At 56.5% G+C, this 20,729-nt stretch carries 22 protein-coding genes; 11 read left to right on the forward strand and 11 right to left on the reverse strand.

Annotated elements, in window-relative coordinates:
• The coding region (locus HEQ17_RS02860; protein WP_296291203.1) for a DUF2779 domain-containing protein at nucleotides 1-1,055 on the forward strand (1,055 nt) is incomplete at its 5' end.
• Nucleotides 1,056-1,059: 4 nt separating this feature from the next.
• On the opposite strand, the gene HEQ17_RS02865 is transcribed toward HEQ17_RS02860, so the two are convergent.
• The 3 genes from HEQ17_RS02865 to HEQ17_RS02875 all read right to left on the reverse strand — a co-directional run bounded on the left by HEQ17_RS02865 (nucleotide 1,060) and on the right by HEQ17_RS02875 (nucleotide 2,255).
• Nucleotides 1,060-1,464: a type II toxin-antitoxin system HicB family antitoxin gene (locus tag HEQ17_RS02865; RefSeq protein WP_296291204.1), complete on the reverse strand. Its 405-nt coding sequence runs from the start codon at nucleotides 1,462-1,464 to the stop codon at nucleotides 1,060-1,062.
• 13 nt (nucleotides 1,465-1,477) lie between these two features.
• Complete coding sequence (locus HEQ17_RS02870) at nucleotides 1,478-1,660, reverse strand: type II toxin-antitoxin system HicA family toxin (protein ID WP_108353023.1); 183 nt, start codon at nucleotides 1,658-1,660, stop codon at nucleotides 1,478-1,480.
• Between the two features lie 109 nt (nucleotides 1,661-1,769).
• A complete protein-coding gene (locus HEQ17_RS02875; protein WP_296291205.1) occupies nucleotides 1,770-2,255 on the reverse strand; it encodes an ATP-binding domain-containing protein in 486 nt (161 codons plus the stop codon).
• A gap of 52 nt (nucleotides 2,256-2,307) precedes the next feature.
• Between HEQ17_RS02875 and HEQ17_RS02880 the strand changes: the two genes are divergently transcribed.
• On the forward strand, nucleotides 2,308-2,850 hold the full coding sequence (locus HEQ17_RS02880; protein ID WP_296291206.1) for a hypothetical protein: 543 nt from the start codon (nucleotides 2,308-2,310) through the stop codon (nucleotides 2,848-2,850).
• Between the two features lie 65 nt (nucleotides 2,851-2,915).
• On the opposite strand, the gene HEQ17_RS02885 is transcribed toward HEQ17_RS02880, so the two are convergent.
• Genes HEQ17_RS02885 through HEQ17_RS02900 form a run of 4 tightly spaced genes read right to left on the reverse strand, consistent with a single transcriptional unit; the run spans nucleotide 2,916 to nucleotide 6,654 of the window.
• Nucleotides 2,916-3,026 carry a hypothetical protein gene (locus HEQ17_RS02885; protein WP_296291207.1) on the reverse strand — a complete coding sequence of 37 codons (111 nt, stop codon included), beginning with the start codon at nucleotides 3,024-3,026 and terminating at the stop codon, nucleotides 2,916-2,918.
• Nucleotides 3,027-3,054: 28 nt separating this feature from the next.
• Entirely contained in the window at nucleotides 3,055-4,359 is a 1,305-nt protein-coding gene (locus tag HEQ17_RS02890; protein WP_296291208.1) for a sigma-54 dependent transcriptional regulator, read from the reverse strand.
• A complete protein-coding gene (locus HEQ17_RS02895) occupies nucleotides 4,337-5,788 on the reverse strand; it encodes a HAMP domain-containing sensor histidine kinase (RefSeq protein ID WP_296291209.1) in 1,452 nt (483 codons plus the stop codon). The genes HEQ17_RS02890 and HEQ17_RS02895 overlap by 23 nt, the downstream gene beginning before the upstream one ends.
• A gap of 2 nt (nucleotides 5,789-5,790) precedes the next feature.
• Nucleotides 5,791-6,654 (reverse strand): PhnD/SsuA/transferrin family substrate-binding protein, encoded by an 864-nt coding sequence (locus HEQ17_RS02900; RefSeq protein WP_366938018.1) that lies wholly within the window; start codon nucleotides 6,652-6,654, stop codon nucleotides 5,791-5,793.
• A gap of 180 nt (nucleotides 6,655-6,834) precedes the next feature.
• On the opposite strand from HEQ17_RS02900, the gene HEQ17_RS02905 reads away from it, so the two are divergent.
• Nucleotides 6,835-8,196 (forward strand): molybdopterin-dependent oxidoreductase, encoded by a 1,362-nt coding sequence (locus HEQ17_RS02905; protein ID WP_296291211.1) that lies wholly within the window; start codon nucleotides 6,835-6,837, stop codon nucleotides 8,194-8,196.
• A 6-nt stretch (nucleotides 8,197-8,202) separates the two neighbouring features.
• Entirely contained in the window at nucleotides 8,203-8,631 is a 429-nt protein-coding gene (locus HEQ17_RS02910; protein WP_296291212.1) for a c-type cytochrome, read from the forward strand.
• A gap of 122 nt (nucleotides 8,632-8,753) precedes the next feature.
• On the opposite strand, the gene HEQ17_RS02915 is transcribed toward HEQ17_RS02910, so the two are convergent.
• Together HEQ17_RS02915 and HEQ17_RS02920 are read right to left on the reverse strand one after the other, a co-directional pair.
• Complete coding sequence (locus HEQ17_RS02915; protein WP_296291213.1) at nucleotides 8,754-10,121, reverse strand: amino acid permease; 1,368 nt, start codon at nucleotides 10,119-10,121, stop codon at nucleotides 8,754-8,756.
• 38 nt (nucleotides 10,122-10,159) lie between these two features.
• Complete coding sequence (locus HEQ17_RS02920) at nucleotides 10,160-11,005, reverse strand: cyclopropane-fatty-acyl-phospholipid synthase family protein (protein WP_296291214.1); 846 nt, start codon at nucleotides 11,003-11,005, stop codon at nucleotides 10,160-10,162.
• Between the two features lie 322 nt (nucleotides 11,006-11,327).
• On the opposite strand from HEQ17_RS02920, the gene HEQ17_RS02925 reads away from it, so the two are divergent.
• On the forward strand, nucleotides 11,328-13,529 hold the full coding sequence (locus HEQ17_RS02925) for a spermidine synthase (protein ID WP_296291215.1): 2,202 nt from the start codon (nucleotides 11,328-11,330) through the stop codon (nucleotides 13,527-13,529).
• A 41-nt stretch (nucleotides 13,530-13,570) separates the two neighbouring features.
• Here the strand turns inward: HEQ17_RS02925 and HEQ17_RS02930 are convergent, their stop codons facing one another.
• Nucleotides 13,571-13,864, reverse strand: coding sequence for a hypothetical protein (locus HEQ17_RS02930; protein ID WP_296293653.1), 294 nt, complete (start codon nucleotides 13,862-13,864; stop codon nucleotides 13,571-13,573).
• Nucleotides 13,865-13,939: 75 nt separating this feature from the next.
• Between HEQ17_RS02930 and HEQ17_RS02935 the strand changes: the two genes are divergently transcribed.
• Nucleotides 13,940-14,659, forward strand: coding sequence for a 16S rRNA pseudouridine(516) synthase (locus HEQ17_RS02935; protein WP_296293654.1), 720 nt, complete (start codon nucleotides 13,940-13,942; stop codon nucleotides 14,657-14,659).
• Here HEQ17_RS02935 and HEQ17_RS02940 read toward each other — a convergent pair.
• Nucleotides 14,649-15,467, reverse strand: a complete 819-nt coding sequence (locus tag HEQ17_RS02940; RefSeq protein WP_296291216.1) for an alpha/beta hydrolase — start codon at nucleotides 15,465-15,467, stop codon at nucleotides 14,649-14,651. The genes HEQ17_RS02935 and HEQ17_RS02940 overlap by 11 nt on opposite strands.
• 112 nt (nucleotides 15,468-15,579) lie before the next feature.
• Here HEQ17_RS02940 and HEQ17_RS02945 point away from each other — a divergent pair, with 112 nt between their 5' ends.
• The 5 genes from HEQ17_RS02945 to glnL all read left to right on the forward strand — a co-directional run bounded on the left by HEQ17_RS02945 (nucleotide 15,580) and on the right by glnL (nucleotide 20,728).
• Nucleotides 15,580-16,524 (forward strand): EI24 domain-containing protein, encoded by a 945-nt coding sequence (locus HEQ17_RS02945; RefSeq protein WP_296291217.1) that lies wholly within the window; start codon nucleotides 15,580-15,582, stop codon nucleotides 16,522-16,524.
• A 24-nt stretch (nucleotides 16,525-16,548) separates the two neighbouring features.
• Nucleotides 16,549-17,364: a molybdopterin-binding protein gene (locus HEQ17_RS02950; protein WP_296291218.1), complete on the forward strand. Its 816-nt coding sequence runs from the start codon at nucleotides 16,549-16,551 to the stop codon at nucleotides 17,362-17,364.
• Between the two features lie 215 nt (nucleotides 17,365-17,579).
• Nucleotides 17,580-18,995: a type I glutamate--ammonia ligase gene (gene glnA, locus HEQ17_RS02955; RefSeq protein WP_296291219.1), complete on the forward strand. Its 1,416-nt coding sequence runs from the start codon at nucleotides 17,580-17,582 to the stop codon at nucleotides 18,993-18,995.
• A gap of 48 nt (nucleotides 18,996-19,043) precedes the next feature.
• Nucleotides 19,044-19,670, forward strand: a complete 627-nt coding sequence (locus HEQ17_RS02960; protein WP_296291220.1) for a hypothetical protein — start codon at nucleotides 19,044-19,046, stop codon at nucleotides 19,668-19,670.
• On the forward strand, nucleotides 19,667-20,728 hold the full coding sequence (gene glnL, locus HEQ17_RS02965) for a nitrogen regulation protein NR(II) (protein WP_296291221.1): 1,062 nt from the start codon (nucleotides 19,667-19,669) through the stop codon (nucleotides 20,726-20,728). Before HEQ17_RS02960 ends, glnL begins: the two co-directional genes overlap by 4 nt.
• Nucleotide 20,729 lies beyond the last annotated feature (1 nt).

Raw genomic sequence — 20,729 nt, forward strand, 5'->3', positions numbered from 1 at the left:
TGGACCTGTGGAATTTCCGCAAAAAAGACGACTTGATTTCGCAAGGGCGGATTCGCCTTTCAACCGTGCAGCCCGGTGACATCGATGTCAAAGACGGCGGAGAAACCCTGTCGGTCAGTGAGCGCCAATGGATGCAGGCCAAAGGCATCTCCCCAGAAGAAGATCGGGGCGGGTACTGGCTGGCCGAGGCGCACATGCGCAGAGAAATGGCGTCTTGGCGCTTTCCTTACCATTTCATCGACTTTGAGACCAGCGCAGTGGCCATCCCGTTTCACCAAGGCATGCGGCCTTATGAGCAGGTGGCTTTTCAGTATTCGCACCATGTGATGCACGGAGACGGGCGCGTCGAGCACAAGGGCCAGTTCTTGCTGGCCGAGCCTGGGGTGTTTCCAAACTTCGAATTTGCCCGCGCCCTGAAGGCTGAGCTGGAGGGGGACACTGGCAAGGTGTTCATGTGGAGCCACCATGAAAACACGATCTTGAACCGGATCATGGTGCAGCTCGATGAAAGCTTGAGTCCGCCAGACGATGCGGATGAGCTGCGTTTGTTTTTGGCGTCCCTCACCAAGTCAGGCGAGCGCGCCATGGTGGACCTGTGCGATTTGGCCAAGGATGCTTACTTTCATGTGGCCACCAAGGGCAGTGTCTCCATCAAGAAGGTGCTGCCCGCCATGCTGGCAAGCAATGCTTGGCTGCGGCAGCACTATGCCCAGCCGATCTATGGCGCGGAGGGTGGAATGTCCAGCCTCAATTACAAGAACTTCACTTGGCTGCCCACCGATGAACACGGCCAGAGCATCGATGACCCCTATGAAATTCTGCGCGACTTGGGCGCAGAGATGCTGGGCGAGCCATTGGCTGCAGGCCAAGACCCGGATGAATTGGTTATCGCAGAAGGTGGCGCGGCCGCAACGGCCTATTCGCGGCTGCAGTTTGAAGACCTGCAAGACGCGCAGAGGTCTCAAATCAAGCAAGCCCTGTTGCGCTACTGTGAGCTGGACACCCTGGCGATGGTGATGGTGGTGCAGGGGTGGCAGAGCGAGGTTGGGCAATGAGTTTTCAAGGCTGTGCGGCCATGGCAGCCCTGGCTGCATCGACCAAAAAACCGCTACGGCTTTGACGGTGGCGCTTGGCGTATTCGTCAATGCGGGCCAACACGATGTGCGGCACCGTGATGTTGATCTTCTCCGCTGGGCCCAGGTACTTCTCAACCGGCACATCCACAACAGCCCATACCCAACCTGCAAACTCAGGGTCTTGTTGGTGCAGGCTGATTGACTTGGCTGGTGGAATATCCTGCCCATCCTCAATAACTGTTTCGCACCACAAATCAATCGCTTCATGGGCATTTGCCATCGCCTCATCCAGCGAGTCGCCCGCGCTAAAGCACCCAGGCAAGTCCGGCACCACCACGCCAAAGCTGTGGTCTGCGTCACCCGGTTCGATGGCAATGATGAATTTCATGGTCAATATCCTTTTATTTCAGGCCAGCTTGTTTCAGCAATTTGTGCGTTATTCCCTTGCCCAGATCTGACTTGGGGTGCGGAACGCTGATGTGCCCAGGCTTGTTCGGGTGCGTATAAATGTGATGGCTACCCTTGCAACCACGCTCAGTCCAACCGGCACTTTCGAGCATTTTGATGAGCATTTTGCTGTTCATGGTGGTTATTGTACCTACCGTAAAAAAGGTTGCAAGCTAAGCCAACAGTTGTGACTCGAGAGTTGGCAGTGGTGAATCTTGAAAAGGAACAGCTGCACGTTTTCTTCGCTCAGAGCATGTCAAACAGGACAAGCGCCGCCCGCTCACTGATCACGACATCCACCCGCATTTGCGCGCGAGTCAGGCCGACAAAGAGTTTGCGTTTGTCGCGCTCGGTCAGGGTTTCAAAATCGACTTCGCACAGCACCACGGCCGGAGCGCTTTGGCCTTTGAATCGGTAAAGGCTTTCGGCCAGCAGCGGGCCTTCGCTCCACTGCGCGTTGCCTGCGCTGTCATATTGGCCCGTGAATCGCCGAGTGGCTTGCCCACCCAGGCGGTCGTGGCGCAGCGCTTCAGACTGCTGCACGCCCCGGTAGCTGATGACGGCGACTTGGTCAGGGGTGTAACCGCATTGCCATAACTTGGCCAGGCATTCGTTCAGTTTGCCCTGCGCGCTGCTTTGCCCACTTTCCCAAATGTGAAAATGCGGCACTTCGCCAGCGTGCGCACTGCGGGCCAGAACGGGCTCGGGCGTCAGGCCCAGTTTGTTGATCATATTTGCCCGCGCCCTGAAGGCTCAGCTGAAGGGGGACACTGGCACGGTGTTCATGTGGAGCCACCATGAAAACACCATCTTGAACCGGATCATGGTGCAGCTCGATGAAAGCTTGAGTCCGCCAGACGATGCGGATGAGCTGCGTTTGTTTTTGGCGTCCCTCACCAAGTCAGGCGAGCGCGCCATGGTGGACCTGTGCGATTTGGCCAAGGATGCTTACTTTCATGTGGCCACCAAGGGCAGTGTCTCCATCAAGAAGGTGCTGCCCGCCATGCTGGCAAGCAATGCTTGGCTGCGGCAGCACTATGCCCAGCCGATCTATGGCGCGGAGGGTGGAATGTCCAGCCTCAATTACAAGAACTTCACTTGGCTGCCCACCGATGAACACGGCCAGAGCATCGATGACCCCTATGAAATTCTGCGCGACTTGGGCGCAGAGATGCTGGGCGAGCCATTGGCTGCAGGCCAAGACCCGGATGAATTGGTTATCGCAGAAGGTGGCGCGGCCGCAACGGCCTATTCGCGGCTGCAGTTTGAAGATCCTGCAAGACGCGCAGAGGTCTCAAATCAAGCAAGCCCTGCTGCGCTACTGTGAGCTGGACACCCTGGCGATGGTGATGGTGGTGCAGGGGTGGCAGAGCGAGGTTGGGCAATGAGTTTTCAAGGCTGTGCGGCCATGGCAGCCCTGGCTGCATCGACCAAAAAACCGCTACGGCTTTGATGGTGGCGCTTGGCGTATTCGTCAATGCGGGCCAACATGATTTGCGGCACCGTGTTAAGCCGGTTTGGACCGGCTCAGTCATTCAGCGGAGATGCCAAGCCTTTTCATTTTTTCCCAGAGTGTTTTCCGGCTAATCCCAAGCCGTGCAGCGGTCTGGTTGATGCTGCCGTCGCAGTGATCCAGGACGCGCGCAATGTGGGTCTTTTCTGCCGCTTGGACGACGATCTCAAGGGTCGCCAAAACCGGATTTTCAGCATCATGGTTGATAGACAGCGATTCTGCAATGGTCATATCCAAAACACCGGTGTCAGACATGATGGTGGCCTGTTCCAAATAGGACTGAAGCTCCCTGACGTTGCCTCGCCAAGGTCTTTTGAGCAGGTCGCGCAAAAAATTTTCGGAGACAGCCAAAGCGCGAGACTGCTCCAGCCTGATCTTCCCCAGAATTTTTTCAGTCAACCACAAAATATCTTCAGGTCGTTCCCTCAAGGGAGGCAGATCAATCCGTATCACCGCCAATCGGTAAAAAAAATCTTCTCGAAATCTGCCGGCTTGCATTTCGGCAACCAAATTACGATTGGTTGCCGAGATTAAACGGAACTCGCTGCTTGTGATGGCTTCAGAGCCCAAGCGGGAAAATGTTTTTTCTTGCAAAGCACGCAGCAACTTGGCTTGCATGGCAAGTGGCAACTCTCCCACTTCGTCTAAAAATAAGGTGCCGTTGTTGGCGCGCTCCAAATACCCATGATGTACTTTGTGTGCACCAGAAAATGCCCCCTTTTCGTATCCGAAAAATTCGGACTCCATCAAGTTCTCTGGTATGGCCGCGCAGTTGACAGCAATGAATTTTCCCGTTTGACTGCGTGCATCCTGACTGTGCAAATATTGTGCAACCACTTCTTTGCCGACGCCGGTCTCCCCGCTGATCAACAGGGCAACACGTTGCTGTGCAATCTTTTTGACAAGCTTCTCCACAGAGCGCATGACAGGCGACACACCAAGTGGCGCATCCTCAAATCGGACAAACGTTAAGGGGATACTCTTTTTGATGAGGTCAATCAGGCGCTCGATATCGAAAGGTTTGGTCAAGTACTCACGGGCACCATGTTTCGTGGCCGTGATCGCATCTTCAATGCTGGAATGTGCCGTTAGAAAGAACCAGGGTATGGAGCGCGCCAACACAGGTAATTCTGCAAACCACTTGGTTGTTACGCCATCAGGCAAGCGCACATCGCTGATGACAGCCGAAAAATTCAACAGGTCCGTTGCCTTGGCCTCCTTGAGGCTTTTGCACCAGAAAACGATATAGCCTTCGATTTCAAGGCGTTGGGCAAGAGACTCACCCATGATGAGGTCGTCTTCAATCAACAAGAGTTGGTTCATGAGTTTCTTGATTGGGGACTTGAAAAATAAGCCGTGTTTGATCTTGTTCTGACAGATCCAAAATCAGTGAGCCATTGCACTGGATGGCGATTTGATGGCATACCCAAAGCCCGAATCCGTGAGGATCATTCTCGGACTCCGTCGAAATCGCCGCATCCAGATGCGCCTGAGTTAGACGCCGCCCAGTGTTAGAAACCTCAAAGCGGACAAGATGAGCATTCGAGCGCAAAGTGGCCAAGACAAGCCCGCCTGCATGGGAGGCCTTGATCGCATTGAGCAATAAGTTCAGCATGACCTGTCGCATGGATGCGGCGGCAACCTTCAGCGGCTGTTGGATGTCATGATCCACGTGGACTTGCACTGTGAAACGCTCTGCGGTCGATTGAACCAGGGTCGTCATGTCCGCCAGGTCCTCGAAGACCAGCGATCGAACCTCTTTGCGTGCCTGTGGAATAAGCGCATTGACCGTAGAGCTGATCTGGAGGAGCCCTCGTTCAATCAGTTCGATGGTTTTTTGCCGTATGTCGAGGGAAGAACCATGCAAGCGAAGCGTTTGTGTGGCAGTCAACAAGCCTGCGAGGGGGTTGTTGATCTCATGGGCTACCACGGCAGTGATGCGTCCCACTGCAGCCAACCTTTGAGAGGAAAAGGCGCGTGCTTGCGCTTTATGGCGTGTTTCTGTTTCATCCAGCAACTGCAGAACAGCTTGGCCAATCTTGGCCAGTTCCGGGTTGGCGTTGCGTGGGATGAGTTTGCGCAGCGTGTTGGGTGGATGCTTGCCAATTTGTTCGATGACATGAACCACCTCCGCCACAGGCTTGGCCATTTTCCGTCCGAAATACCAGCCGACAGGTAACAGAAAAAATGCTGTCAGTGCAGCGCCAAGCACAGCAAATCGCAGCAAATTCATCCAGGCAGGAACGAAAACAGCGGTATCAACTTCTATGTACACATAACCAAGAATTTGCCCATCTTCACTTCGAATGGGTTCGGTCACGATCATGCCGTGCTGGGGTTCATAAATGCTGATGCGGTCATTGACCTGGCTGGTTTCCGGCACGTTCATGCTGTACTGGATGGTTCCCAGAATTTTTTGGCCAATGGCGTGACCCGTCGGATTGGATGAGGCAAAGACATGACCGGCACTGTCAAGAACGACAGCATGTGCCATATCATCGTCAGCCCCAGGCAAGAGGGCGTTTGTACCTCGCAAGAGGGTAAAAGTGCGCCAGATATCCTCAGCGGCGATCAATGAGCGCGACTGCGAAACGATCAGTGTGGAGGCGCGGTTGATGCGCTCGATGGTCTCACGCTCTGCCGTGTTGAGAATCACCTTGGCCAGCAACGCCGTGACCAGCATGGCAGTCACCAACACCGCGAGCGATAAGCCCAAAGGAATTTGCAAGCGGTAGGGCAGTCGGTTCAGCATTTTTAGAGACTGCGAGAGAGTTTGCGAATCGATTCAAAAAGAGAGGGCTCACCCGTGGTGAACCCCGACAAATTCAAGGCGTTGAGCAACTCCTGCCCCGTGGCGTTGAGATGCATGTTCGACAGCGCACGACGCAAAGCAGGTGTGGCGGGGTGATGGGTATTTTTCATTGTCACGATGGGTGGAAATCCAAAGGGTTCAGACTTCCAGGCAATTCGGGTTTGATCGATGGTTTCAATGCGCTGGGTCTTCATCGTTTCCCAGACATAACCATCAATAGCGCCCGCATCGGCCAGACCTGCGGCCACGGCATCGGCCACATTGCGATGACCGTAAGTGAAGAAGGTGCGCCTTAACTTGCGGTGATCAATGCCTGCCCTGGCCATTTGCGCGCGCGCGACCAGCCAGCCAGAGTTGGACAAAGGATCCGCGTAGGCCAGCACTTTTCCTTCAAGATTTGCCCAGCCGCCAATCACGCCAGACTGACGCAGTGCGCTGATCAAGTACGCTTGGTAGGTGGGCTGTCCTTGATAAAGAGGCACGCTCAGAAGATCGAGTCGGGCCTGCATGAGGACATAGGGGTAACCACAAATCCAGGCGGCATTGACTTGACCGCCCATCAAAAGATCCAGAATCGACTGATAAGACTCCCTGACGACAAAGCTCACAGGGTGCTCAGTTTGGTCGCTCAAGTATTTGCCCCACCGCGACAAGAAGGCAAATTGGTCCGTCAATATCACCGGCGTCAAACCAATTTTCAGGGGTTCAGCGCCAGGTTTTGCCCACGCAGTCTTGGTTGCAAGAGCCGTTGAGGCAGCGCTGGTGATCAAGATTTCTCGCCGTGTCGGCATGGTGGGGCACCTCATTTTGTTACGAGAATGCTACCATGCGCCCACATTGATGTTACCAAAACGAAACACAATCACAGGGTAAACCCCGATTATTGGGCCGTTTTCCGGTTGAAAGGCCTTCTGGAAGGGCGTCTGAGGACTGGCACGCAATGTGCACAGATGGTGTGGTTCTTTCACACAACTCAAGGAGACGCCATGTCGTTGACCAAGCAACAAGCCCAGGAAACTCAAATCATGGAGGGTGCCGTGCGCACGCACGACCCCTCAGGTCGTCGACAGTTCTTTGTATCTGCAGGCGCTTTTGGTGCCGCGTTGGCGGCACCGGCCGCCATGGCGCAGGCGGCTGCATCAGCCCCTGCTCCTGCTCCTGCTCCTGCTCCTGCAAGGAAAGTACTGCTCAAGGACGACTCCCGTTTGCTCAACATTGGGGCCACCGTGCGCAGCGGTAATTATTGGAATTTTTCGACTTTCATCACGCCTGTTGAAGAGTTTTATGTGCGCAACCATTACCCGACCCCCATGGTTGAACAACGGCCAGTGCTGGACCCGCGCAATTGGAAAATGAAAATTCATGGCAATGCCATTGAGCGACCAATTGAAATCACGTATGACGACCTGGTGAAAATGCCTTCGCGCACCATCATTGCAACGATGGAGTGCCATGGCAATGGTCGTTCGTTATTCTGGGAGCAGCAGGGTCAAACGCAGGTGGCCGGTGGTAACTGGGTGCTTGGGGCCGTTGGACAAGCCGAGTGGCAGTATGTGCCGCTGAGTCACATTTTTGGATTGGTCGGGCTCAAAAAAGACGCCAAATCCGCGCTGTTTTGGTCTGGGGTCGATGGCAACGACATGGGGCGTCCAATGCCGGTGTCCGAGTTGATTGCCCGTGGAGATGACATCGGCATATGTTTCAAAATGAACGGCAACGACTTGTTGCCCGATCATGGCGCTCCCGTACGCTTGATCGTGCCCGGCTGGGGCGGCACGGCCTCCATCAAGTGGCTGACCGAGATGCGCGTTGACTCACATCAGCATTGGGTTCGGTTGAACACCAAGGGGGAGGTCTACATTGGGCCAGACTATCAGGCACCGGCAGTGGGTCCGACCGATGAATTCATCGGAGGCATCACGCCGGCTGACGTGAAAGGCCCCATGGTGACCTGGATGCCCATTAAATCCGTGATCACCGTGCCGCTGGTTTTGGACAAGTCGCCCTCCATTCCGGCCAATTACCCTCTCAAAAGAGGTGAGCTGCCAAAGTTGCCTGTGGGACGCCAATTGGTTCGAGGCTACGCGTGGGCACCTCAACACGGTATTCGGGCAGTTGAATACCGGGTGGATGGCGGCCCTTGGCAGCGTGCGCATATTCAAGGTCCCAACCTGGGGCGTTATACCTGGGTGCGTTTTGACTTCATGTGGGATGCTCCCCGCGGCAATCATGTGATCGAAACACGGGGTATCGATACGGCAGGAAATATGCAGCCCGAAACGGTGCCCCTCAATATTTTGGGCATGGCCAACGGCGCCATTGCGAAGTTCAAAGTGCAAGTTGTTTGAGGACTGATGCACGATATGAACGTTCAGTCAAAACTTTGGGTGAGCACTTTGATGGTTGTTGGACCCCTTGTCTCCATGGGGTTCGGCAGCCACGGTGCAATGGCTCAAACCGTCAAGCTCCCAGCCAACAGCAGTGCGCAAGTCGTTGTGGGTGAAAAACTTTACCAACAAAATTGCGCTTTGTGTCACGGTGCGAATGGGCGTGATGCCACTGTCTTTCCAAGACCCATTTGGGGAGCGGGATCAGACTTGTCAAAGTTTGCAACAACCAAGGGCTTGTTTGAATACTTGCAAATGCTGATGCCTTTCGACAATCCCTCAAAAATCAATGATGAACAGAAGACTGCCATCGTTGCATTCATGGCGGTCATGCATGGCGCCGCCAAACCTGCTGAGTCAAAACCTTTGGGGGGTAATTCTGTGGTGTTGAAATAAGACCGACTTCACGTACCGTGGGTTTTCAAAAAGATCCACGGTAGGTGAACGCGGGCCTCGTGTACGACCCGTCAACGCGCTCTGCCACCCAGTCAAATTCGGGCCATCGGGTTGTCTTGCCCTCAAATTCGGCGGGGGATTTGGTCGAGGGTTTTTTCGCGCGCCCGCAAAATCAGCAAGGCCAGAACGCCGCTGGCAATGAGCCACATGGAGACGTGAATGGCTTTTTGAGAGATGGCATAGGTGATGCTGGAATAGGTCAGCCATGCGCAGACGGCACAAAAAATCAGGGGCAGCACTGGGTAAAACGGCACTTTGAAGGGGCGCGTGGTGTGCGGATCGGTTTGCCTCAAGCTCAGCAAGGCCAGCCCGACCAGGCACAAGAAGCCCCAGAACACGGGGGCGGTGAATTCCACCATGGCCGAAAAGCCGTCAGCTTCTTGGGTGCCCAATCCAATCAGGCCAATGCTGATCAGGCCCTGCAAGAGCAAAGCTTGCCGGGGGCTGCCAATGTCCAGTTGCCACTGTCCCAGTTTGCGCAGGGCTTTCCAGTCGCTGCCGACTGCAAAGTTGGTGCGAGCGCCGACAAACATGGTGGCGTTGATGCTGGTCAATGCGGCAATGGCCACAAACAAGCCCAGCGCTTTTTGTGCCCACGGACCAAAGGCCAGGCCCAGCAGATCGGCTGCAGCGGTTTTGCTTTGGCTCAAGCCACTCAAGCCCAGGCCCAACAGCAAGGCGGTGTTGACCAGCAGGTAAATGAGCGTCAGGGTGAGCATGCTGGCCAGGATGACCTTGACCATGGTGTGTGGTCCACCCTTCAATTCGGCAGAGATGTAGGCCGCTTCGTTCCAGCCGCCGAAGGTCAGCAAGACAAAGACCAGGCACAACCCCCATTGCGCTGGCGCTGGCGCTTGGACAAACCATTGGATGACGCCAGAGGCGGGGGCTTCGACCCAGAGTCCTGCCGCGACAACGGCCAGCAAGCCGACAATTTCGGTCAAGGTCAACCAGGTCTGGATGCGCGAAGAAGCGTGAATGCCAGCCAGGTTGACCACCGTCAAGACCACCACAATGAGCAGTGCCCAGATGGCACTGGAGTAGGTGCCCAGGTTGACCAGCGTGCTCATGTAATCGCCAAAAACAAAGGCCAGCAAGGCGATGGAGCCTGTGTTGATGATCGTGGCGCGTGACCAGCCGTAGATGAAAGAAAGGTTGCGCCCAAAAGCCCTGTGTAAAAAGTGGTAGTCACCCCCGGCATTGGGATACGCGGTGCAAAGCTCGGCGTAGCACAGTGCGCCCACGATGGAGATCAGGGCACCTGCCAGCCACAACACCAGGGCCCAGCCAGCATCTCCGCTGATGCCAGCAACCAGTGAGGGGGTTTTGAAAATGCCTGCGCCGATCACGATGCCCACAATCAGCGCCACGGCTGAAATCGGGTGCAGCAAACGGAGCATCTTGTCGGGGGCGGAGCTATCGGTTTTCATCTGGATCTTTCGGCTCGGGGGTGTGTTGGGAGTGCGTTTCAGGGTCGGGTGATTTCGACGGGTGTATGCATGAAGTCAGAGACAACGGTGCCCGTGATGCGGCGACCTTCCACACGGCCAGAGAAGGCGTGCACCTTGCGGTCCTGGGTGATGAATTGAAACTTGACCTCGTCGCCACGCAATCTGGCACCCACCATGGCATGGGTCTGCCCGCCACGGGTGAGTATTCCGCCTATGTTTTGAAAGGTTTGACTCAGGCTCATGCGCATCGGCCCGCCTTCCAGTCCGGTCATGACCCAGGTGCCTTCGATTTGCGCGGGGACCACCCAAAAAAAGGCTTGTGAGTGTTGGTGCGACATGGTCTCGTCGGGCTCCCATTCGCCCATGGTGAAGGCATGCGAGACCACCCGAGTGCCAGGCTTCATCTTGAGCAAGATGGGACGAAGCTTCAAGTTCAGGTGCGGCATCAGGTAAAGGGTGACCACGCTGGCAGAACTGAAGTCTTCTTGGAAGATGTCCCCTGTGATGATCCTTACCTTGTTGGTCAGGCCGGCTTCGGCCACTTTGCGCCGGGCAAATTGGGCCATGTCGGGGTTGTATTCAATGCCCACGGCTTGCGCTCCATATTTGCGCGCGGCGGTGATGGCGATGATGCCGTCGCCCGCGCCCAGATCAAACAGTTTGTCTTGATCGCTGACCTTGGCGGCGGTGAGCATTTTGTCGATCAGGCCTTCCGGCGTGGGGATCCAGATCACATCTTTGCCGGCTTGGCCGCGCACGGGTTCGTAGGCCGATGCGCCGGTGGCTGGGGCTGCGGTGGATGAGCAGGCCAAATTCAACCAACTGGTCAACAGGATGGGCAATAAAACACGCAATACCTTCATGGTCGACTCCTTGTGAGATGCCTGGGGGCTGGCTTGGCAGATTTGAATGGGGCAGCCCCTTGGTCAAGCCACTAGATTAATCTTTCTTTGCATTAATTTTTGATGAATCTTGATTTTTTATCGCCCTATTGGTGTTTACCCTTGTGACGAAGCGTCAAACAACCTTGGGGCCTTCACGCGATTGGCCATGATTCAAATTGGCGCTTGTAGAATCGGCGCCGATCAAGAGTGGACAAGATGATTTGCTGTTTGCATGGATGGCAAGGCCTTGTATTTTTTATCCATTTAAAAGCACAGGTTCATCCCCTGTCCAAGTGTCATCATGACCCATCCCCTGCCAAGTCAGTCTTGCAATCCTTGGAGTTTTGTGCCTTTTGCGCTGACGATATTCACCAGCGCTTTTTTGTTGTTTCAAGTCCAGCCCCTGCTCAGCAAACAAATCCTGCCGTGGTTTGGTGGCAGCCCCGCAGTTTGGACCACGGCCATGCTGTTTTTCCAAACCCTGTTGTGCCTGGGCTACCTGTATGCCCATGCGTTGGCGGCCTTGCCCTCCCGAAAAACGCAGGCGCGTATCCATGTGGTCTTGTTGGTGCTGGCGGCCTTGCTCGCAGCCAGAGTGCTGCCTGGGGCGGAGCTTCGGCCTGAATCTCCTGACTCGCCGGTTTTTCAGGTGTTGCTGATTTTGGGGGCCAGTGTGGGCTTGCCGTATTTTTGTTTGGCGACCACCGGGCCTTTGGTTCAGCACTGGTTCACCAGCACGGCCCACGCCTCATCGGTTTTCCGTTTGTACGCTTTGTCCAATGTGGGGTCGTTCCTGGCACTTTTGTCTTTTCCGTATGTGCTGGAGCCTTGGCTGGAGCAGCAGGAAATGGGGCATCTTTGGACGGCTGGTTTTTGGGTGTTTGCCTTGCTGTGTTTGCCGGTGGCTTTGGGGGCGTGGCAAAACAAGACGCCCGCCGGTGCCGCCCATTGCGATGCGGCAGTCGGTGTTGTGCCCGTGACACCAGAGGGGTCGGCCAGCAAGCCCAAGCCTACGCTGGTCCAGCGCCTGTCCTGGGTGGCTTTGCCGGCATTGGCTTCGCTGGTTTTCATCGCGACCACCGATCAGATCAGCCACGATGTGGCGCCCGAGCCCAGGCTGTGGATTTCGACGCTGGGCCTGTACTTGGTCACTTTCATCCTGACTTTTGACCACCCCCGCTGGTATCGCCCCCGGTTGTTTGCGTTGCTCACGCTGGTTTTGTTGCTGGCGACTTCGGGCTTGAACGATATTCCGCGCTGGCTCGGTATCGATTGGGACTATGGCGTCAACGAGGTGCGTTGGTCGCATTACGCTTTGTTGTTTGTGGTGTGCATGCTTTGCCATGGCGAGCTGTACCGCCGCAGGCCTGTGGATACGGGACGTTTGACTGAGTTTTACCTGTGCATGTCGATTGGGGGGGCGTTCGGGGGCTTGTTTGTGACCTTGGTAGCCACCCAATTTTTTGACGATTACCACGAGTGGTTGATGGCCTTGGTTCTGGTGGCCTTGTTGGCTTGTCATGTGTTGTTTCGCTTGGAGGGGCAATCCCGTGGTCGTGTAATTCAGGCCGTGGGGGCCTTGACGGCAGTGGTCATGGTGGCTTTGTTGTTTGCCATGCAAAACCCGTGGTCCTGGCGTGAGGTTCGCCAGGACGATCGCAGTGAAGTTTTGCTGGACCAGATCCGGAATTTTTATGGCACTGTGTCGGTCAAGGAGCGTCGCTTTGTCTCCGAGCCCAAGCGTGATGACCGGGTGTTTTTCAGTGGCAATGTGACCCATGGTCAGCAGTTTCTTTCTGATGCGCTGCGTCATGTGCCGACCACTTACTATGCGCGCGACAGCGGTATCGGGGAGACCTTGAAGTGGGCCATGGACCAAAAACCGTCGTTGTCGGTGGCCTTGATTGGTTTGGGTGCGGGCACCTTGGCCAACTATGCACGCCAAGCCGATGCCTATGACTTTTATGAAATCAACCCTGCGGCGGTGCAGTTTGCGCAGAAGTGGTTTGACAACTTGTCGAGCTGCAAAGCGGGTGAGCAAAACATTTTATTGGGGGATGCCCGTTTGCGCATGGAGCAGTTGCCCAAAGACAAGTTGTACGACGTGATTGTGCTGGACGCTTTCACGGGCGGGTCGGTGCCCATCCATTTGTTGACCCGTGAGGCGTTTCAGATTTATCGCACCCACCTCAAGCCCGATGGTCACATCGCGATCAACATCACCAATGCCTATTTGAACCTTTACCCCATAGTGAAAGCCCAGGCCGAGGTTTTGGGCATGGCCTATCGGCACAAATACCAGGCTGTGGATGAGGTGCGCAATGTGAGACGGAACCTGCACTTCATCATGACGCATGACCAGGCCTACCTGAAGGCCTACCCCTCGGTCAATCGCGAAGTCCGCGACGATCAGGGCCGTGTGCTCAGAAGCGAGCCTTATGACCAGCCAGGCTTGAGGCTGTGGACCGACCAGTTCAGCAGCATTGCACCGATTGTCCGGTGAGGTCTTGACGGCGCGGACGCTTGGCTCGGGCGTGACGGTTGTCAGGGTGCTGGTGTGGCTTGCCTGAGCAGTTGTTGGTGGGCTTTTTCCAGCCAGGTCTGCAGGGCTTGCAGTTGGTCTTTTTGACTGAATGAGCAACTTTCTTCGGTGAACAGGGCGCTGGATTCCATGCGGTCGAGCAGGTCATGCAGGACTTGGACATAGCGGGCTGGCAAGGGCAGTTGGGCAGTCCCAAGCCGCCATGAGCTGGCCAGTTGTGCTGTAGAGGCATCGCCTCGCTGGCATTGCAGCAGTGCTTGTGTCATGTTCTCTAGGGTGGTCGCAGCGTGGTTCATCATGGTTTGTGGCTGAGAGGTGCAGGCATTTAGAGGTGACAATCATGCCCCATGAAAGCGTCATCTCTCCAACCCATGCGCCTGGAAGACATCTTGTTCAGTCAGGGCTTTGGCACCCGTCGGGTTTGTGCCGGATTGATTCAACAGGGGCATGTGCAGGTCAACGGTGAAACGGTGCACGATGCAGGGCAATGGTTTGATCTGGAGGGGCTGCAGTTTCAGGTCCAGGGTCAAGTGTGGCCGTTTGCCGTGCAGGCTTATTTGATGCTGAACAAACCTGCCGGCACCGAGTGCTCTCAAAAGCCCTCCACCTGGCCCAGTATTTACACCTTGTTGCCAGCCCCATTGCGACAGCGCCCACAAAAAGCGGCGGTGCAGGGCGTGCAGGCGGTGGGCCGACTGGACCAGGACACCACGGGCCTTTTGTTGTTGACCGATGACGGCAAATTCATTCACAAAATGAGTTCGCCCAAGCACCATGTGCCCAAAGTCTATGAAGTCACCACCAAGCATCCAGTGACTGCCGACATGGTGGCCCGGTTGTTGTCAGGGGTGGTGCTCGATGATGACCCGCAGCCGGTCAGGGCGGCGGCTTGCGAGGTGGCAGGGGATTTGCAGTTGAAACTGACCCTGACGCAAGGCAAGTACCACCAGGTCAAACGCATGTTGGCGGCGGTGGGTAACCGGGTTGAAGCTTTGCACCGTTCACAAATTGGTGGTCTGGTGTTGAGCGACTTGTCGCCGGGGCAATGGCGCTGGCTGACCGCGCAGGATCTGGCCCTGCTCAAGCCTTGAGCCGGTGCAAAAAATCGATGATGGCTTGCGTCACCAGCAGCGGGTGGTCCCGGTGGGGTGAGTGGCCACATGCGGGCAGTTGGAGTCGCTGGGTCTGCGGGGCCTGGGCCGCGATGGCATCGATTTGGGCCATCGAGCCATAAGGGTCGTTGGCCCCTTGTATGGCCAGCAGGGGGGCTTGGATGCGGGGCAATTCTTGGCGGATGTCAAAAGCACGGAAGGCGTCACTGAGCCAGACATCGTTCCATTGCCAAAACGCGCAGTCGACGTTGGCATGGTAGGGCATCAATCGATCGCGCAGAGCGCCGTTTTCAAACGCTTCGCGGGCCAAGGTGATGGCCTGCAGGGACACGTCTTCGACCATGACATGCGGTGCCATGACGATGCAGGCATGCACCTCGAAACTGGCCGCGTGCAGCAAGGCGATGGTGCCGCCGTCCGAATGTCCCAAAAGCACCGGTTTTTCAATGCCCCGTTGGCGCAGCAATTCGGGTAACACCACCAGCGCTTCGCGGTGCATGTAGTCTGGCTGCAGACGACCGGTTCTTTGCTGGCCTTCTTGGACGGCGGGGCCGCGCACGTTTGGCACCGGGTCCGATTGGCCATAGCCTTGGCGTGAGTAAACCAAGCCGCTGCAGCCAAGTTGTTGGCACAAGCTCAGGGGCCAGTCGCGCCACATGCGCACACTGCCCAAGCCTTCGTGCAAAAAAACCAAAGTGGGTGCAGAGGGCGCAGACCCACCCGCCATCGACTGTGTCTCCAGTTGAACGCCATGGACAGTGCTGGTCTGGGTTATGGGTTGCAGCATCGGAATCCCTTCAATGTGGGTGTACGCATGGACCGATTTTCTAGGTTTTGGAGCTGTCTAGGTGATGCTCGAGCAACACAGTCAAGCTGTTTCAGCTGTTAAGCTTGACGGCATGAAATTGTTGATTGAGTCATTTTGGCGTGCTGGCCTTTATTGCCTCCATCCCCGTGTCATGGCCCTGTCGTTTGCGCCTTTGGTGTTGATGGTGGCCTTGTCCTGGCTGCTGGGCTATTTGTATTGGGATGTGGCCATCACGCAGGTGCGCGCCTGGCTGGATGCATCGAGCTGGATGGACAAGGTCTGGCTTTGGTTGGAGGCGGTCGGGCTGCCCAATTTGAAGACCGTGGTGGCGCCCTTGGTGGTCATCTTTTTGGTGACGCCCTTGGTGGTGGTGGTTTGTTTGTTGTTGGTTTCGTGGTTGATGACCCCTGCGCTCACCCGATTGGTGGCAGAGCGACGATTTGAGGGGCTTGCCCAGAAAAAGGGTGGCAGTTTCCTGCGGGGGTTGGGCTGGGCTTTGTGGTCCATGTTGTTGGCCCTGGGGGCACTCCTGATCACCTTGCCCATGTGGGTGGTGCCGCCCTTGGCCATGGTGTTGCCTGCTTTGATCTGGGGCTGGCTTGCCTACCGCATCATGGCTTTTGATGTATTGGCCGAGTTTGCCAGTGCGCCCGAGAGGCATGCGCTGATGTCGCGACACCGAATGGGCTTTTGGACCATGGGGTTGGTCTCTGGCTTGATGGGGACCGCGCCCAGTTTGCTCTGGGCTTCGGGCGCTTTGTTTGCAGCGGCTTTTGTCATTTTGGTGCCCCTAGCGATCTGGATTTACACCCTGGTCTTTGCCTTTGCGTCATTGTGGTTTGCGCATTTTGCCTTGAGTGCTTTGCAAGCCATGCGTCAGGAGCCTCAGGCCCCCGAGTTGGCTCCTTTGCAACCTGCCAAGCCCGGTTCGCCCCACGCTGGCGCCCGGCTGGCTGCAGCTTTGGGGCCGTCCCAGGTTTTGGCGGGTAACCCCAAAAACGATGTCACGGATGTCGATCCGCGCGAAAGCCGTTAAGTTTTCTTTTTCTCCATGCACAACATGACCCCTGCTTTTGGCCTGGTCGTCATTGGTGACGAAATCATGTCCGGCAAACGCCAGGACAAGCACCTGCCCAAAGTCATCGCGTTGATGGCAGCCCGTGGTTTGAGCCTGAGTTGGGCCGAATACATCGGTGATTCGCCAGAGCGCATCACGGCCAGCTTGCAAAGGGCGTTTGACTCAGCCGATGTGGTGTTCAGTTGCGGCGGTATTGGGGCCACCCCGGACGACCATACCCGCCAATGCGCTGGCCGCGCCCTGGGGGTGCCCATGATTTTGCATCCCGAAGCCAGGGCCTTGATTCAAGAACGGATGCAGGACACAGCCAAAGAGCAGGGGGTAGCTTATGAGCCCGAGCGGGCGGACAACATCCATCGCCTCAATATGGGCGTCTTTCCGCAAGGCGCGACCATCATCCGCAATCCCTACAACAAGATTCCCGGCTTCAGTTGCCAGGGGACTGGCCAGGGCGTTGTGCATTTCGTGCCTGGTTTCCCGGTCATGGCCTGGCCCATGATCGAGTCGGTTCTGGAGACGCATTACAGCCAGTACTTTCTTCAAAACGCGCATCTTGAAATGTCGGTCATCATTTGGGGTGCCATGGAGGCGACCCTGACCCCGCTGATGGAGTCGATCGAAACCGCACACCCCGCCGTCAAGGTGTTCAGTTTGCCCAGCGTGGACCACCCACAGTGGGGTCGGCACATCGAGCTGGGCGTCAAAGGGGTGCCCGATGCGGCACAAGCTGCTTACCTCGATCTGCGCCAGGGTTTGACCGCCTTCTCCCTGCAGTATGGCCCCGAATTGGTGCGTTAAAAGGGTTTGCACTAAAATGGAGCAATAATGCACCATTTTAGTGCTTCAACGGGGGTGGGTGGGCTGGTTGAGCCTTCAGAGCACAGCGCCAGATGGGCATGGCTTGGGGGCGTGGTGCACCCGAGCCGTTGGGGCGGGTGCCATGGGGCAAGTTGGCACAAAAACTGCATGGTCAATGCGTACACTTTCCAACTTTTTATACCCAGGAGAATTTGATGGCCAAGACCGTCGCAGACGTGATGAAGATGGTGAAAGAAAACGAAGTCAAGTTCATTGATTTCCGCTTTACCGATACCCGTGGCAAATGGCAGCACATCACGGTGCCCGTGTCACAGTTTGACGAGAACAAGTTCGAGGACGGTCAAGCCTTTGACGGCTCCTCCATCGCCGGCTGGAAGGGCATCGAAGCGTCGGACATGTTGTTGATTCCGGATGCTGCCAGCGCCATCATTGACCCCTTTTTCGAAGAAGTCACCTTGGTCATGATCTGCGACGTGATCGAGCCCACCGATGGCAAGGCCTACGAGCGTGACCCACGTTCGATCGCCAAGCGTGCTGAGACATACCTCAAGCAATCGGGCCTGGGCGACACCGCCTACTTCGGTCCTGAGCCAGAATTTTTCTTGTTCGACGAAGTGCGTTGGAGCACCGAGCCAAACAACACTTTTTACGCCATCGACGAAGCCGAAGCCCCATGGAACAGCGGCACCAAGATGGACGGCGGCAACAAAGGCCACCGCAACCGCGTCAAGGGCGGTTACTTTCCCGTGCCGCCCGTTGACAGCACGCACGACATGCGCAGCGAAATGGCCCTGATCCTCGAATCCGTGGGCATCCCGGTCGAAGTGCACCACCACGAAGTGGCTGGCGCTGGCCAGTGCGAAATCGGCACCAAGTTCTCCACCTTGGTCGAGCGTGCTGACTGGACACTGCTGCAAAAGTACGTGATCCACAACGTGGCCAACGCTTACGGCAAAACCGCCACCTTCATGCCCAAACCCTATGCTGGCGACAACGGCTCCGGCATGCACGTTCACCAGTCCATCTGGAAAGACGGCAAAAACCTGTTCGCAGGCAACGGCTACGCCGGTCTGTCCGAGTTTGCCCTGTATTACATCGGTGGCATCATCAAGCACGCTCGTGCTCTGAACGCCATCACCAACCCTGGTACCAACAGCTACAAGCGCTTGGTGCCCCATTTCGAAGCCCCCGTGAAATTGGCCTATTCGGCCAAGAACCGTTCCGCCTCGATCCGCATTCCTAACGTCGCATCAGACAAGGCCCGCCGCGTGGAAGCGCGCTTCCCCGATCCGCTGTGCAACCCCTATCTGGGTTTTGCTGCCCTGTTGATGGCAGGTCTGGACGGTATCGAGAACAAGATCCACCCGGGCGAAGCTGCGACCAAAGACCTGTACCACCTGCCCCCGGAGGAAGACAAACTGGTGCCCACCGTTTGCTCCAGCCTGGATCAGGCACTCGAAGCCTTGAATGCTGACCGCGCTTTCCTGACCAAAGGCGGTGTGTTCACGGATGCATGGATCGATTCGTACATCGAGCTGAAGATGCAAGAAGTCACGCGCAGCCGCGTCGAGGTGTCTCCGGTCGAGTACGACATGTACTACTCGTTGTAAAAAGGCATGTGCGGATTGCACGGTGCGTGCAATTCAAAAAGGACGGCCTTGGCCGTCCTTTTTTTCTGGTTCAATGTGGTTTTGGTTTTTTCCCTGGTCGATTTGCTACAAAGTCAAATCATGGTCATGTTTCGATTGCTTACATACAGGCGTTTGTCATCCATCCTGGGGGGTGTGCTGTTCGGTGCAGGCATGAGCTGGGGTGTTGCTGCATGGTCCCAAGAGGTGATTTACCGCTGTGGCAACGAGTACACCAACGCCCCCAGAGACATCCAGCAATGCGAACGCATGGCCCCCCAGGCGGTGACGGTGATTTCCGGGACGCGGCCTGCAGCAATGCGTGCCGTCGCTCCTGCAGTCAGCCCGGGGCCTGAGTCGCGCACCACGTCGGAATCCCCGCGTGGGCAGAATCCGCAACAAATCGAGCGCGATCTGCAAGCCCGCACCATCGTGAGTCATGAGTTGGACAAGGCACGGCAGCAACTCAACTCGCTGGCGCAGGAGTACAACAATGGGGAGCCGGTCAAGTGGGCCTCCGAGAGCCGTCACCACCAGAGATACCTGGACCGGGTGGCTTCGCTCAAGGCGGCGATTGAGCGCACACAGCGTGACATTGACAGTTTGCAACGTGAGCTTGACCGCCGCCCGGTGGTGGCCGGCGCACGAACACCATGAACCGATTGGCACGCTTTCAGGCCTTTGATTTATTGGCCACACCCGTAGCCGTGATGCAGGGGCAGGGGCGCATCCGCTTTGTCAATGCGGCCCTGGAAGATGCCCTGGGGCTGTCCCGGCGTTCGCTGCACGATATGCATTTGCAGGACTATTTTGTCGATCCTCAACCCTTGATGACGGCCTTGGTTGGTGCCCGGTCCAATGAGTTTGCGGCTTTGCGCTATGAGGCGCAATTGCGTCGCCAGCACCACGAAGACCCCTTGCCTGTGCATGTCATCGTGGCCCCTTCAGATGAGCCTGACGAGGTGATTGTGGAGCTGTTGCCGCTCGAGCAGCAAACGCGCCAGGAGCGAGAGGAGCGCTTGTTGGACCAGGCGCTGGCCAACAAGGAGTTGATCCGCAACCTGGCGCACGAGATCAAGAATCCGCTGGGTGGCATCCGCGGCTCGGCCCAACTGCTGGAGATGGAACTGGAGAACAAGGACCTGACCGAATACACGCAGGTCATCATCCACGAGGCAGACCGTTTGCAAACCTTGGTAGATCGTCTGCTGGCACCCCATCGGCGGCCCCATGTGGTGGGTGATGTCAACATTCATGAAGTCTGTGAGCGGGTGCGCACCTTGATCCTGGCCGAGTTTCCGCGCGGCTTGAAAGTTGTGCGCGACTACGACATTTCCATTCCCGAGTTTCGTGGCGACCGCGAACAACTGATACAGGCGGTGCTCAACATCGCGCACAACGCGGCTCAAGCTCTGCAAGAGCGGATTGCCACCGGGGATGCCTGGATCACCTTGCGTACCCGAATCTTGCGACAGGTCACTTTTGGCAAAAAGCGCTATCGCCTGGCATTGGAATTGCATGTGATGGACAACGGGCCTGGTGTTCCAGCCTCGATCAAGGACCGGATTTTTTTCCCGCTCATCTCGGGGCGCGAAGGGGGTTCCGGTTTGGGGCTGACTTTGGCACAGACCTTTGTGCAGCAGCACCACGGCATGATCGAATGTGACAGCGAGCCCGGTCGTACGGATTTCAAGATTTTGATTCCGTTGCCTTGAG

This window comes from Limnohabitans sp. (assembly GCF_023910625.1).
Classification (GTDB): domain Bacteria; phylum Pseudomonadota; class Gammaproteobacteria; order Burkholderiales; family Burkholderiaceae_C; genus Limnohabitans_A.